Raw genomic sequence first — 14,173 nt, 5'->3', positions numbered from 1 at the left:
CCCGCGTCGGGCGTGGCCGCCACCGTCTCCACCGCCGCGCTGCCGCCCGTGGCCGCCGCCGCGTCGAAGCCCGTCGCCCGCACCGTGATCACCTTCACCGGGTCCGCGCTTTGCACCGTCGCGATGGCGTTGCCCGCGTAGATCGGTCGCTCGAACGTGTCCGCGCTCTCGACCTTCGTGATGTCCGAAATCTGCGCCACGTCCAGCAGCGCCGCCACGCGCGGCGCAATGTTCTTGCCATACGCCGTCGCCGGCGCCAGCAGGTGCGAGTACCCGCCCGCGACCGACACCACCTCCTCGGCGATGTTCTCCGCAAGCCCCTCGCCGAAGTACGGCGCATCGGCCAGCAGCACCTTCTTCACGCCCGCGATCTGCGCAGCCGCCTCGGCCGCCGCCCCGGCGTTGCTGCCCGCGACCAGCACGTGCACGTCGTCGCCGCATTGCAGCGCGGCCGTCACCGTGTGGAGCGTCGCGGCCTTGATCGATTGGTTGTCGTGTTCGGCAATTACCAGAATGCTCATCTCGTCGTCTCCCTTAGATGACCTTCGCTTCGGTCTTCAACTTCTCGACGAGCGCTGCCACGTCCGCCACCTTCACCCCCGCGCTGCGCTTGGGCGGCTCGGCCACCTTCAGCGTCTTCAGGCGCGGCGCCACGTCCACGCCCAGGTCGGCCGGCTTCACCGTCTCGAGCGGCTTCTTCTTCGCCTTCATGATGTTGGGCAACGTCACGTAGCGCGGCTCGTTCAGGCGAAGATCAGTCGTGATCACCGCCGGCAGCGACAGCGAGACGGTCTCCAGACCGCCGTCCACTTCCCGCGTGACCTGCGCGCGGTTGTCCGCCACCGTCACCTTCGAGGCGAACGTCGCCTGCGGCAGCTTCGCCAGCGCCGCGAGCATCTGACCGGTTTGATTGGAATCGTCGTCGATGGCCTGCTTGCCCAGGATCACCAGTTGCGGCTGCTCCTTGTCGACGATCGCCTTGAGCAGCTTGGCCACCGCCAGCGGCTGCAACTCTTCGTCCGACTCGATCAGGATCGCCCGATCGGCCCCGATCGCCAGCGCCGTGCGCAGCGTCTCCTGCGACTGCGCCACGCCCGCCGAGACCGCGATCACTTCGCTCGCCACGCCCGCTTCCTTCAGACGCACCGCCTCTTCCACCGCGATTTCGTCGAACGGATTCATCGACATCTTCACGTTCGCGATGTCGACGCCACTCCCGTCGCTCTTCACCCGAACCTTTACGTTGTAATCCACTACCCGTTTGACCGGTACCAGGATCTTCATGCGAAACTCCGTTGAATCATGAAAACCGGGCGGCGCGCCGAAGCTGCGGCCCGCGCCACCCGCGAAGGTGAGAACTTACTCGATCTCGCGCCCTTTCGTCTCGGGCAACAAAAATGCGGTCACGAGCACGACGAGATAGGCGCCCCCGGCAAACAGGCCGATGGCCGCGCCCAGGCCGCTCGTCTTGGCCAGATAGCCGACGAGGCTCGGGAAGAGCGCGCCAATGCCGCGCCCGAAGTTGTAGGCGAAGCCCTGCCCGTTGGCCCGCACCGCGGACGGGAACAGTTCGGTGAGGTAAGCGCCCATACCGCTGAAAATGCCCGAAGCGGCAAAGCCCAGGGGAAAACCGAGGATCAGCATCTGATCGTTGGTCAGCTGGAACTGCGTGTAAGCGTAAATGCTCGCGCCCGAGAGCACGGCAAAGACCAGCAGGTTCGCGCGGCGGCCCAGGCGGTCGGTGAGATAGGCGCCGGTGAGGTAGCCGATGAACGACCCCAGAATGATCACCAGCAGATAACCGCCCGTACCGATCACCGACAAGTGGCGCTCGGTCTTCAGGAACGTGGGCAGCCACGTCGTCACGGCGTAGTAGCCGCCCTGCACGCCGGTGCACAGCAGGGCCGAGAGCACCGTTGTCTTGAGCAGCGCCGGCGAGAAGATGGCCCACGCCGACGTGCGCCGGGCCGCCGATGCCTCCTGCTTGCGCGTGCGCTCGAAGAGTTCCGGCTCAGGCACGTGCTTGCGAATGAAGAGCACGAACAGCGCCGGGATCACGCCGATCCAGAACAGCGCGCGCCACGCATATTCTTCCGGCAGATACGAGAACGACGCCGTATAGCACAGCGCCGCGACCGCCCAGCCGATGGCCCAGCCGCTTTGCACCGTCCCCACGGCGCGGCCGCGATACTCCGTGCGCACGATCTCGCCCATGAGCACCGAACCCACGGCCCACTCGCCGCCGAAGCCCAGGCCTTGCAACGCGCGCAGCACGAAGATCTGCTCGAAGTTCTGCGCGAAGCCGATCAGAATCGTGCACACGGAGAACCACAGGATTGTCGCCTGCAGAATTTTCACGCGGCCGAAGCGGTCGGCAAGTACGCCTGCCAGCCAGCCGCCGATGGCCGAGAACAGCAGCGTCACCGTCGCCAGCATGCCGGCTTGCGCCTTGTCGATGCTGAAAATGGTGATGAGCGTGCTGATCACGAAAGTGAACACCATGAAGTCGAGCGCGTCGAGCGCCCACCCGCCGAAGGCGGCGATGAAAGTCCGCCGTTCGGTCTTGTTCATCTGGCGATACCAGTTCATCTTGTCTCCTCTTGAAATCTTGAGTGATGCGCGGGCACAGCGGGCGCGCGATGTCATGCGATCAGGCCGTTGCCGGGAATCCGTACAAACGCGCCGGGTTGTCGACCAGGATGCGGCGGCGCACGTCGGCGTCCGGCGCCCAGAGCGGCAGCAGATTGCGCAGCGCGCCCGTATTCGGCATGCGCGTGAGCGAAACGTGAGGCCAGTCGCTGCCCCAGACCATGCGATCGGGGGCGTCGTCGATGAGGGCCTGCGCGAACGGCGTCACGTCGTCGAACGTGGGGAATCGCTCGCTGATGCGATATGCGCCCGAGAGCTTGACCCAATAGCCGTGATCGCGCACGAGCGAGCGCAGCGCCGTGAAACCGGGCGCGTCGAGCCCTTGCGCCACCGGCGTGTGTCCCATGTGATCGACGATGCCGGTGACCGGTAGCTTCGTCATGCGGGGCATGAGCTCGGGCAACGTCTTCACGTCCATCAGGAACTGCATGTGCCAGCCGAGATCCTTGATGCGATGCGCGAGCGTCTCCATCGCCGTGAAGCCGATGCCGCCGCCAAACAGCACGTTGATGCGCAGGCCGCGAACGCCGGCCGCATGCATCGCCTCGAGTTGCGCGTCGGTCACCTCGGGCGAGACGACGGCGATACCGCGCAGCCGGTCCGGATGGCGGCGCAGCGTCTCGAGCATGTAGCGATTGTCCGTGCCGTAGACGCTGATCTGCACGAGCACGCCGTAAGTCATGCCGGTCGCGTCGAGCATGGCGAGGTACTTCTCCTGCGGCGCGGGCGGCGGCGTGTAGCTACGCTCGGGCACCATCGGGTAATCGCCGCTCGCCGCCACGACGTGCGCGTGCGTGTCGACCGCGCCGGCGGGCACGTCGAACGTGGGTGGATCGATCTGCGGCAGCGGGCCAAGGCACAGCGGCGCTCCGGCGGCGGGGTTTGCGGTCATGTCGACTCCTCAGAAGGCGCGAGGGCGACAGTGACAACGTCGGGCTCACGCCAGGGGCTAAAACGGGTCGGGCAACGACGCCCTTGAAAGTACGCGCGAAACAAGTGGCGCCGGCGAAAAAGCGACGCCAAGCGGAGGCAAGCCGCCGATGCGCTTACAGCAACTTGCCCGGATTCATGATGCCGGCCGGATCGAATACGGCCTTGATCTCGCGCATGAGACGCAGTTCCAGCGGCGACTTGTACTTGACGAAGTACGAACGCTTGAGCTGTCCGATGCCGTGCTCGGCGCTGATGCTGCCGCCGTGGCGCGCGACTTCGTCGAGCACTTCGGCCGTGATCGCCTCGCCGTGCTTGGCCATGAACTCCGGCGCCTCGCCGGCCGGGCGCGACAGGTTGTAGTGGAGGTTGCCGTCGCCGAAATGGCCGAAGACGAACGGCCGCACCTGCGGGCACACGCGGCGCACGCGCGCCTCGGCGCTCGTCATGAAGTCGGGGATGGCCTCGATCGGCAACGAGACGTCATGCTTCAGATGCGGCCCGTCCGCGCGTTGCGCTTCGGAAATCTCTTCGCGCAACTTCCACATCTGCTCGAGCTGGCCGAGCGTCGACGACACCACCGCGTCCGCACAAAGATCGCGCTCGAGCGCCGCTTCGATCACGCGTTCGAGCAAAGCGGCCAGCGCCTGTTCGTCGGCCGTGTCGGCGAGCTCGATCAGGACATAGCCCGGATGCCGCTCGGCGAACGGCGCGCGCACGCCGGGCACGTTGGCCGTCACCAGATCGACACACTCGCCGGTGAAGAACTCGAACGCCTGCATGCGCGCACCGCATTCGGCAAACAGCAGTTCGTAGAGTTCGAGCGCCTGGCGCGGCGACGCCACGGCCGCGATCACGACCTGACGCACGGGCGTCGGTGCGTAGAGCCGCAGCGCGGCCGCGGTGATCACCCCCAGCGTGCCCTCCGAGCCGATGAGCAGTTGCTTGAGGTCGTAGCCGGTGTTGTCCTTGCGCAGCGTGCGCAGACCATGCAGGATCTCCCCGTTCGGCAGCACGGCTTCCACGCCGAGCACGAGCTCGCGCGTCATGCCGTAGCGCACGACGTTCACGCCGCCGGCGTTGGTCGCGAGGTTGCCGCCGAGCTGACACGAGCCCTCGGCCGCGAGGCTCAGTGGCAGCAGACGATTTGCGTCGCGCGCGGCGCGCTGCAGGTCTTCGAGAATGCACCCGGCCTCGGCGACCATCGTGTTGGCGATGGTATCGAGGCTGCGCACGGCGTTCATGCGGTCGAGGCTCAGCACCACGTTCTGCGCCGACGCGTCGGGCGTCGCGCCGCCGCACAGGCCGGTATTGCCGCCGCGCGGCACCACGGGCGTGCCCGTACCCTGGCACAGCGCGAGGATCTTCGCGACGTCCTGCGTCGTGCGCGGCCGCACGACGGCCTGCGCGTGGCCACGGTACATGCCGCGCCAGTCGGACAGCCAGGGCGCCACGTCGTCGGCCGACGTGAGGACGCTGTCGGCGCCGACGGCATCGACGAGGCGTTGAGCAAAAGCGGTGAGGGTCATGGTGTCACGCGTCGGAGGTTACGGTGCGGGGATGGCATCTGACGAGGTCAAGCGCGGGTCGGCGCAATGGCGCCGGTGATGATGTCTCGTCCGGGCAGCGTCAGCCCGAGACGGGCCGATGCGCGCAGCAGGTGCGAGAGCGAGGCGGCGCGCGCGAGCAGCGGGTCGCGCGCCTTGATCGCGTTGAATACGGCGACGTGCTCCTGATGCACCTGCGCGGCAAGCCCGTCGTGAAGCAGCGTGTTCGTGCGCGCGGTGTGGACGACCTGGCGGATCTGCAGGTTCAGATACTGCAGCAGATCGGCGTAATAGCGGTTGTGCGTGGCGCGGGCGATCGCGGCATGGAACGCCGTATCGTATTCCGCACCGTTTTCCACGTGATACAGGTTCGTTTCGAGCTTCTCGAGAATCTCGCCGAGCCGGCGGATGTCCTCTTCCGTATGGCGCACGGCAGCCAGCGCTGCGGCCGTGCTCTCCAGATCGAGACGCAACTCATAGACGCTGGCGAGATCCGCGGCGTCTTTGCCCACCGGCACCTGAAAACCGCTCGACGGAGTGCGCGCCTTGACGGTCACGCCGGCGCCTTGCCGGCTGTCGATCAGCCCTTGCGCGCGCAGGCGCTCGGTCACCTCTCGGATCACGGCCGGGCTCACGCCATAAGTCTCGGCAAGCTGCTTGCCGGTCGGCAGCTTGGCGCCCACGGGATAGACGCCCTGCCGGATCGCATCCTGCAACTGCTGCGCGACCTGCTCGGTCAGGGTTCTGGGCTTGGTCGTCATCCTCTCACGTCCGTCTCATGCTTTTCTGGTTTGCATGTTATCTGAAAACTTTACGCGGATAGCACCGAGTTAACCCTTAGTGTCCCGTCACGTGAAAGACGGCCGGCAGAAACACGCCGGGCGGCGACGGGACTGCCCGTGTGGCCGCCCGGCGCTCGCGTCACGAGGTGGCGCGGAAGGGGACGCCGGTTGGACGTCCGCTCAGAAGCCGATCAGCGCTTCCGTGACGTGGCCTACGTTGGGCGGCGCGGCAAAGCAGTCGCTCACCAACGCACGCCATTGCTGGAACGCCTCGGAGTTACGGAAGTGGACGGTGTGGTCTTCGAGCGTTTCCCAGGTGACCACGAGGCTGTAATGGGTCGGCTGCTCGATGGACTTGAGCAGACGCATGCCGTGGCAGCCTTTCGAGCCTTTGAAGAGCGGCGCGGCCTTTGCCACGCCTTGCTCGAAGGCGGCTTCCGTGCCGGGCTTCACTTCGATCTGGGCAATTTCAAAGATCATGGATTTCCTCAGTGGTTGTGCGTGTGCCAATCGTTGGTGTTGTCGTCGCACGGTGGCGCCGAGCGGCCCCGGTGCGAAGCCGCCGGGCGTGGCGCGCGGCGCCGCGAGAACGCCCGATTCTATACCGCACGCGAGCGTGCCGCACTGTGCGCGGCGGCAGCGGGCCTTTCATCGCCCTTCCAAGCCGGCGCCAGTCCCGACCGCCTCACCCACGCACGCCTCCTCACGCCAGTCCCGTGTGCGGGCTTGCACTGACTTCGCTCACGAGCGCGGCGTGCAGCACCATGACCGTGCCGCGCGCGGCGGCGAGTGTCGCCTCGCCAAATAAAACATCCTGATAAATCAATGCGAACCAGGGCGCTGGCATTGCTTTTGCATATCTTCGTTCTTCCTTCTTTTTGCACCAAAAGAGCACATTCATGCCCAATTCCAATACACCCGGCGACGTGCTGTTTCTTTTGCTCGGCGCGATTCTGGTGCTTGCCATGCACGCCGGCTTCGCGTTTCTCGAACTCGGCACCGTTCGCAAGAAGAACCAGGTGAACGCGCTGGTCAAGATCCTGACCGACTTCGCGGTCTCCGGACTCGCGTACTTCTTCATCGGCTATCCGCTCGCATATGGCGTCGACTTCTGGTCGAGCGCGACCGTCCTCTCGGCGCACAACGGTTATGCGCTGATCCGGTTCTTCTTCCTGCTGACGTTTGCCGCGGCGATTCCGGCCATCGTGTCGGGCGGCATTGCCGAGCGTGCGAAGTTCCATCCGCAGTCGGTGGCGACCTTCTTCCTCGTGGGCGTGGTCTACCCGTTCTTCGAGGGAATTGCGTGGAACAACCATCTCGGCATTCAGGACGGGTTCACACGTGCGCTGGGCGCGCCGTTCCACGACTTCGCGGGCTCGGTCGTGGTGCACGCGGTCGGCGGCTGGATCGGACTGGCGGCGGTGCTGCATCTCGGCGCGCGTCGCGGGCGCTATAACGGCCAGGGTCAGGTCTCGGCGCACCCGCCGTCATCGATTCCGTTCCTCGCCCTCGGTGCGTGGATTCTGATCGTAGGCTGGTTCGGCTTCAATGTGATGAGCGCACAGCGCGTGGGCGGCATCTCGGGACTGGTCGCGGTGAACTCGCTCATGGCGATGGTCGGCGGCACGCTGGTCGCGATGTGGATCGGCAAGGACGATCCTGGCTTCATCCACAACGGTCCACTCGCCGGCCTCGTGGCGGTATGCGCAGGCTCGGATGTGATGCATCCGCTGGGCGCGCTCGTCGTGGGCGCGGTGGCGGGCGGGTTGTTCGTGTGGCTGTTTACGGTGACGCAGAATCGTCTTCGCATCGACGACGTGCTTGGCGTGTGGCCGCTGCACGGCGTGTGCGGCATCTGGGGCGGGCTCGCGGCAGGCATTTTCGGTCAGACGGCGCTCGGCGGGCTCGGCGGCGTGAGCTTCCTCGCGCAAGTCGCCGGCACCGTGATGGGCATTGCCATCGCCTTTGCGGGCGGCTATCTCGTCTACGGCGCGATCAAGCGCCTCATGGGTCTGCGCCTCGACGACGAGCAGGAGTACTACGGCGCCGACCTTTCCATTCACAAGATCACGGCGACGCCCGAGCGCGAGACGAACTGGTAAGTGGCGAGCGCGTTGCCGCCTACGGCGGCCCACGCCGTCCGGATCGGCGGGGCTCCTTCTGACGAACGCGGTCAACGGATCTTCATGCGGCGTCCATACGATATGGACGTCTCGTGTCGCGGACAGCCCGACTCAAACCCGTGTCGAATCGATGTCGACGTACACGACGCCGCCTGGTGCGCGTGCAATGCCGGGGGGATCGCCCGCTCGGGGCGCGCCGCCGGGCACCGCCCGCCCCTCGGCACGCCCGGCCGCCTCGGTGCATTGCGACGGCGTCAGCAGCCGCTCCAGCAACGCCGAACTCCAATGCTGGTACGACAGCAGCAACCGATACGTGGCGCGAACAGGCGTGGCGGGCCGGTTGCGCCAACCATCTTCCGTCCAACGTCTGCCCCACGGACTCTCGGCGGGCGACAAACTCAAACGCGTGCGCGCATCGACGCACACGGGGTAGGCCGTGACATCGAACGACTCGCACACACGCGCAATCTCGCCGGCCTGCAGCGGTTCGCGTGACGTGAGCAAGCGCTCGCACAGCGCCGCGCGCGATGCGATCTCGGCGAGCAGCGCCGTGTCGCAATGCGCGGCGAGATCCTTCACGCGTGTCACGCGCGCCAGCACTCGCGCCTCGTCGCCGCAGGGGACGAGGGCAAGCCGCTCGTTCAGCGCCTGCAAGCGTTGCGCGAGACCGTGGGCGTCGTCGGCAAACGCTGCGTTGCGCGCCCACGTGCCCACCAGACTCGTCATCGCGCGGAAGGAATCGAGCATCAGCCCGGCCACGCGCAAATAGCCTCGATAGCCGTCCATGGCGGCCGAAGGCCCCCGGAACCAGGACGGCAACCAGAGCGCCAGTCGCGCGGGCGGCACTGCCGTATTCGAGAGCGTAAAGAGCGTGGCCACATCGCGGGATCGGGCAAGCGCCCCCAACCGGTTGCGCCACGACGAAGGCGTCGTCTGCGGTATCGCGACGCAGGCTTCGAGCAGACGGCAGGCCGCTTCCATGCGCTTGAGAATTTCGTCGGCCGCGTGATGGCGAATCAGCGTCGGCGAGCCGAGCGACTGCGTGACCACGCCCTTCAGGCCCTCGAGTCCGAGCAGCAGCCAGTCGGCCCACGGCACGTCGAATGGCGTGTTCACGCTGGCCGCGCCCCGCGTGCGCGATGCGGCGTCGTGGCCCGCACCGCCGGCGCACGCCGCGGACTCTCGATACAGCGAGGCCGCGATGATCACCAACAGCGAAAGATTGCCGACCAGCGAGATCGTGTCGCGGGCCGCTCGAAAGCGCCAGCCGCGCTCGCCCGTGGCCGTCACGGTCTCCAGCCAACGCGAGATGTCGCGGCACGCATTCTCGACCGAGACGTCGGAAACGCGAGTGGGCACCAACATCGCCTCGGCGTGGCTGCGTGTCTGGGCGAGCTTCGGGTCGCGCACGTGCGCAAGATCGAACTCGTTGCGATAGAAATGCTGAGCCGCCGCCGTCGAAACCCACATTCCCGCCCAAGCCTGCGCGAAGGCGTGCCGAAGTTCGGAAGATGACCGGGGACCGGCGCGGCCGCCGCCGGCGGCGCGGAGATTCGGTCCACCTGATCCCCTTGATTCTCTTGATCCACTCGGTTCTCCCCGGCCATTCCGTTCGCTTCGTTCGCTTCGTTCACTTCGTTCGCTTCGTTCGCTCCGTTCGCTTCGTTCGCCCCATGCGGCGCCTCTTCCGGCCGTGGCGGCGTACCGTTCGACGTCCCGCGTCGTTGGCCGCGCGTGGGCGCCCGCGGTGAGCCGTGCGTCGTTATGCAAGGCGTTGAAGGTACGCTCGAGACGGGCCGGAAGATCCGTGCTCGCGACACGGCGCCACGCCGACGCCTCGCGCGTGCCCGCCGCTTCGGCGCCCGGGCTTCGGGCCTGCCCTGCATGCGCGCCCCACCCCGACACACCTGCCCCATGCGGATACCACATCCCATCCTCCTTCCGAACGGCGCCGGCGCGCCGGCAAACCGTCGACTATAGAAGGATCGTCCCTCGGGCGCGGCGCCTCGTCGAGCGGACACGCGCGCGAGGGCCGGCGCATCGGCCTGCACGAGCGTCGACGCGCGTCCGGACAGCGCCCCAGCGAGGGCCCACTTACGCGAATTGCGCGAATTGCGCGAATTGCGCGAATTGCGCGAATTGCGCGAATTGCGCGAATTGCGCGAATTGCGCGAATTGCGCGAGTTGAGCGGGTTGGGCGAGTTGAGCGAGTTGAGCGAGTTGAGCGAGTTGAGCGGGTTGGGCGAGTTGCGCGCGTTGAGCGAGTTGAGCGAGTTGCGCGACGCTCGGGGCGATACGTCGCTCGCCAAGTGCCGACGCGTCGCGGTAGACTTCGGACACCCGACGTCTGTCGTCGTGGTGCTCACGCCACCGGCCCGGGCGTCTCCGGGACGCCCGAACGCATGGCGCGAGCACTACGCGCATCACGCCCGACTCCCGAATACATGTCCGCACACGTGTCCACACCGTCTCCCGGCCAGGCGGCCACGCCCCTGCCCCTGCCCCTGCCCCTGCCCCTCACAGCGCTCCGGCCCGAATGGGCGTTGCTCGAACCCGCGCGCCACACCGCGCTCAAGTGCGACGTTCCCGAACGCTTGCCGGCACTCGGGGAAGCGTGATGGCAAAAGCGAAAGCCACTGAAGCCGAACGTCCGCGCACGCTCGCGAGCCAGACGCTTTTTCGCGGGCTCGACATCGTGGAGGCCGTGGCCGCCGGCATCGACACCGTGCCCGCGCTCTCGGCACATACGGGCATCACACCCTCGACCACCCACCGGATCGCCTCGGCGCTCGTTCACGCCGGCTACCTGCGCTTCGAGCCGCGGCGCGGCTATCGGCTGGGCAACAAGCTCATCGAACTCGGCTTTCTGGCGTACCGGCAGATCGACCTGCCGCGCGTGGCGCGCCCCGCTCTCGAGACGCTCGCGAGCGAGACGCGGGACACCGTGCATCTGGCCGTTGCCGATGGCTGGGAAGTGATGTATCTCGATAAACTGCCCGGACAGCGCGCCGTGGAAATCAGCTCGCGCATCGGCGGGCGCAAACCGATTTGCGTGACGGGCGTGGGCAAAGCGCTGCTGCTCGATCAGGATGAGAACGCGTGGCGCGCACAGCTCGAACACTTCCAGGCGTCAGTGCCCGCGCACCCCATCGACGCCACCGCTTGGCTCGCGCGCATGCACGACTACGCGCGCCTGGGCTACGCCTTCGACCTGGAAGACGACACGCCGCAAATCCGCTGCGTGGCCGCGCCCGTGTATGACGCGAGCCAGCGCATCGTGGCCGCCATCAGCGTGTCGAGCACGACCAAGTACATGAGCCGCGAGCGCATGCAGGAACTCGTGCCGCGCGTAAAGGACGCCGCGGCGCAGATCAGCCGCCAGCTCGGCTGGTCCGGCCACGCTCGCTGAAACTGCGCACACGGGCGCAAAAAAGCCGGCGCCGCGCGAAGCGGGCCGGCACCGGTACTGCCTGGATGATGACCGGCTGACCTCAGAGCGACGCCCCGGGTCCGGTATGGATGCGGTATAGACGCGGTATTGAACCGGTATGGGTTCGTATGGGCCCGTATCGGATCGATGTGCGAGCTCTCGCGCGGCGCCGGGCGGCGACGCTTGCAGGCGGCCTATGCGGCGCGGCGCTTGAGCAGGTCGAGCGCGACGTCGACGATCATGTCTTCCTGGCCGCCCACCATGCGGCGCTGACCAAGCTCGACGAGAATGTCGACGGTCTTCAGGTCGTAACGCGCCGCGGCCGCCTCGGCGTGACGCAGGAAGCTCGAATAGACGCCTGCATAACCGAGCGCCAGCGTCTCGCGGTCCACGCGCACGGCGCGGTCCTGCAGCGGACGCACGATGTCGTCGGCCGCGTCCATCAGCGTGTACAGGTCGCAGCCATGGTTCCACCCCAGACGCGACGCGGCCGCGATGAACACTTCCAGCGGCGCATTGCCCGCGCCGGCGCCCATGCCGGCCAGACTTGCGTCGATGCGATCGCAGCCTTCCTCCACCGCGACGATCGAATTCGCCACGCCGAGGCTCAGATTGTGGTGCGCGTGCATGCCGGTGAGCGTCTCGGGCTTGAGCACGTCCTTGAACGCGCGGAAACGATCGCGCACGTCGTTCATGCCCAGCGCGCCGCCCGAATCCACCACGTAGATGCACGTCGCGCCATACGACTCCATCAGCTTGGCCTGCTCGGCCAGATGCTGCGGCGTGGTCATGTGGCTCATCATCAGGAAGCCGACGGTGTCCATGCCCAGCTCGCGTGCATAGGCGATGTGCTGGCGCGAGACGTCGGCTTCAGTGCAGTGTGTGGCGATGCGCACCACGCGTGCGCCCGCGTCGTAGGCCGCGCGCAGATCGTGGACGGTGCCCACGCCCGGCAGCAGCAGCGTGGCCACCTTGGCGTGCGTGACCGTCTCGGCCACCGCCGCGATCCACTCGAGATCGGTGTGAGCGCCGAAGCCGTAGTTGAAGCTCGAGCCGGACAGGCCGTCGCCGTGCGCGACCTCGATCGAATCGACGCGCGCCGCATCGAGCGCCGCGGCAATCGCCTTCACGTTGGCAATGCTGTATTGGTGACGAATCGCGTGGCTGCCGTCGCGCAGCGTCACGTCGGAAATGTAGAGTTTTTTCTGCGTCATGGTGATGTGTCTCCGGGGAGCGCGCGCGGCGCTCAGGCGGCAAGCGCCAGGCGGGTGGCGGCGATGCGATCGGCACAGGCCAGCGCGGCGCTGGTCATGATGTCGAGGTTGCCCGCATAGGCCGGCAGATAGTGCGCGGCGCCTTCCACTTCGAGGAACACCGAGGTCTTCAGACCGGTGAGCTTGCCCAGTCCCGGCACGTTGAGCGCATGCGAGGCGTCGAACAGCTCGAACTGCACCCTCTGCTTCAGACGATAACCCGGCACGTAGGCATGCACCTTGTCGACCATGGCCTGAATGCTCGCCTCGATGGCGGCCTGGTCGCCGGGCTCGGACAGCGCGAATACCGTGTCGCGCATGATGAGCGGCGGCTCGGCCGGGTTGAGCACGATGATGGCCTTGCCGCGCGACGCGCCGCCGAGCACCTCGATGGCCTTGGACGTCGTTTCGGTGAATTCGTCGATGTTCGCGCGCGTGCCAGGGCCGGCCGACTTGCTGGAGATCGAGGCCACGATCTCGGCGTAGTGGACCTTCGCCACTTGCGAGATGGCCGCCACGATGGGGATCGTCGCCTGGCCGCCGCACGTCACCATGTTGATGTTCTTCGCGTCGAGATGCGCATCGAGGTTGATCGACGGAATCACGTGAGGGCCAATGGCCGCCGGCGTCAGATCGATCACCTGTACGCCACGCGCCTGCAGCAGTTCGTTGTGATGCGCATGCGCCTTGGCCGACGTGGCGTCGAACGCGATGCGGATGTCGTCGAAGCCGGGCATGGCCAGCAGCCCGTCGATACCGCCTGCCGTGGTCGGCACGCCGAGACGCTCGGCGCGCGCAAGGCCGTCCGAGGCCGGATCGATGCCGACCATCGCGCCCATCTCCAGATGCTCGCTATTGCGCATCACCTTGATCATCAGGTCGGTGCCGATGTTGCCCGAGCCGATGATCGCCACTTTCTGTTTGCGTCGTTCCGTCACTGTCGTCTCCTGAACGTATCCGTCCTCCGGTATGAGGCGCATCGTAAGTCCGCGACAACTTAAATGTCAACATGTAGAAATTGATCTCATATTTTGAGATTTACAAAGGCAGCCGTTTATCCACATTTTTTGTTCACAAGGCAGTTGATAACTTGCGGAAAAGCGTCGCAAGTGGATGATTCGACAGGGAAGATTCGTCGCGCGCGAAAGTTGTGCCGGCGGCTGCAAAACGAGGCATGGCGCGGGTTTGCGAGAGTCGCCGTTATCCACAGAATCTGTTTGCAAGCCGGTGGACAACTCGCGGATAGCTCATTCAAGTCGTTGATCGGACGGGAAAAAAGTCGCGCGCGCATTTGCTGCGCCGTCGCCGCGCGGTCCGGCAAAGCGACGGCGTGGCGCGAGCGTGATGTGAATGGCATCGCCACGGGCCCCGCCGTTATCCACAGAAAATGTTCACAACCCGGTGAATAACGCGTCGATATCCGATGTATCTGGTTGACGCCAAAGGACTTTCATACAGC

General features: G+C 66.4%; 13 protein-coding genes and 1 pseudogene. 2 read left to right on the top strand and 12 right to left on the bottom strand.

What is annotated here, in order from left to right; genetic code table 11:
• From CDN36_RS15755 to CDN36_RS15720, 8 genes and pseudogenes are all read right to left on the bottom strand, one after another.
• Positions 1–521, bottom strand: a pseudogene (locus CDN36_RS15755) (electron transfer flavoprotein subunit alpha/FixB family protein); the annotation flags it as partial.
• A 13-nt stretch (positions 522–534) separates the two neighbouring features.
• A complete protein-coding gene (locus CDN36_RS15750) occupies positions 535–1,284 on the bottom strand; it encodes an electron transfer flavoprotein subunit beta/FixA family protein (RefSeq protein WP_206113598.1) in 750 nt (249 codons plus the stop codon).
• Between the two features lie 75 nt (positions 1,285–1,359).
• Complete coding sequence (locus tag CDN36_RS15745; RefSeq protein ID WP_150556187.1) at positions 1,360–2,589, bottom strand: MFS transporter; 1,230 nt, start codon at positions 2,587–2,589, stop codon at positions 1,360–1,362.
• Between the two features lie 61 nt (positions 2,590–2,650).
• Positions 2,651–3,541 (bottom strand): amidohydrolase family protein, encoded by an 891-nt coding sequence (locus CDN36_RS15740; protein WP_287497226.1) that lies wholly within the window; start codon positions 3,539–3,541, stop codon positions 2,651–2,653.
• Between the two features lie 154 nt (positions 3,542–3,695).
• A complete protein-coding gene (locus CDN36_RS15735; RefSeq protein WP_287497225.1) occupies positions 3,696–5,108 on the bottom strand; it encodes an FAD-binding oxidoreductase in 1,413 nt (470 codons plus the stop codon).
• Between the two features lie 47 nt (positions 5,109–5,155).
• Entirely contained in the window at positions 5,156–5,887 is a 732-nt protein-coding gene (locus CDN36_RS15730; protein WP_287497224.1) for a FadR/GntR family transcriptional regulator, read from the bottom strand.
• Positions 5,888–6,088: 201 nt separating this feature from the next.
• The gene (locus CDN36_RS15725; RefSeq protein WP_150556191.1) at positions 6,089–6,388 is read right to left on the bottom strand and encodes an antibiotic biosynthesis monooxygenase family protein; all 300 of its coding nucleotides are present in this window, start codon (positions 6,386–6,388) and stop codon (positions 6,089–6,091) included.
• A 223-nt stretch (positions 6,389–6,611) separates the two neighbouring features.
• Positions 6,612–6,809, bottom strand: coding sequence for a hypothetical protein (locus CDN36_RS15720; protein WP_287497223.1), 198 nt, complete (start codon positions 6,807–6,809; stop codon positions 6,612–6,614).
• Here CDN36_RS15720 and CDN36_RS15715 point away from each other — a divergent pair.
• Positions 6,808–8,010, top strand: a complete 1,203-nt coding sequence (locus CDN36_RS15715) for an ammonium transporter (RefSeq protein WP_287497222.1) — start codon at positions 6,808–6,810, stop codon at positions 8,008–8,010. The two genes, CDN36_RS15720 and CDN36_RS15715, sit on opposite strands and share 2 nt — an antisense overlap.
• Positions 8,011–8,142: 132 nt before the next feature.
• Here the strand turns inward: CDN36_RS15715 and CDN36_RS15710 are convergent, their stop codons facing one another.
• Positions 8,143–9,501 (bottom strand): hypothetical protein, encoded by a 1,359-nt coding sequence (locus CDN36_RS15710; RefSeq protein WP_287497221.1) that lies wholly within the window; start codon positions 9,499–9,501, stop codon positions 8,143–8,145.
• Between the two features lie 624 nt (positions 9,502–10,125).
• Positions 10,126–10,371 carry a hypothetical protein gene (locus tag CDN36_RS15705; RefSeq protein ID WP_287497220.1) on the bottom strand — a complete coding sequence of 82 codons (246 nt, stop codon included), beginning with the start codon at positions 10,369–10,371 and terminating at the stop codon, positions 10,126–10,128.
• 277 nt (positions 10,372–10,648) lie between these two features.
• On the opposite strand from CDN36_RS15705, the gene CDN36_RS15700 reads away from it, so the two are divergent.
• The gene (locus CDN36_RS15700) at positions 10,649–11,440 is read left to right on the top strand and encodes an IclR family transcriptional regulator (RefSeq protein ID WP_150556196.1); all 792 of its coding nucleotides are present in this window, start codon (positions 10,649–10,651) and stop codon (positions 11,438–11,440) included.
• A 215-nt stretch (positions 11,441–11,655) separates the two neighbouring features.
• Here CDN36_RS15700 and dmpG read toward each other — a convergent pair whose 3' ends face one another.
• Both dmpG and CDN36_RS15690 read right to left on the bottom strand, forming a co-directional pair.
• Positions 11,656–12,675 (bottom strand): 4-hydroxy-2-oxovalerate aldolase, encoded by a 1,020-nt coding sequence (gene dmpG / locus CDN36_RS15695; RefSeq protein WP_150556197.1) that lies wholly within the window; start codon positions 12,673–12,675, stop codon positions 11,656–11,658.
• Positions 12,676–12,707: 32 nt separating this feature from the next.
• Complete coding sequence (locus tag CDN36_RS15690) at positions 12,708–13,694, bottom strand: acetaldehyde dehydrogenase (acetylating) (RefSeq protein WP_502920376.1); 987 nt, start codon at positions 13,692–13,694, stop codon at positions 12,708–12,710.
• Positions 13,695–14,173: the final 479 nt, after the last annotated feature.

The sequence above is a fragment of the Pandoraea sp. CB10b_02 genome (assembly GCF_002216225.1).
Lineage (GTDB): Bacteria > Pseudomonadota > Gammaproteobacteria > Burkholderiales > Burkholderiaceae > Pandoraea > Pandoraea nosoerga.
The sequence above is the reverse complement of the archived record's forward strand: the minus strand, read 5'-3'. Positions and strand labels throughout refer to the sequence as shown.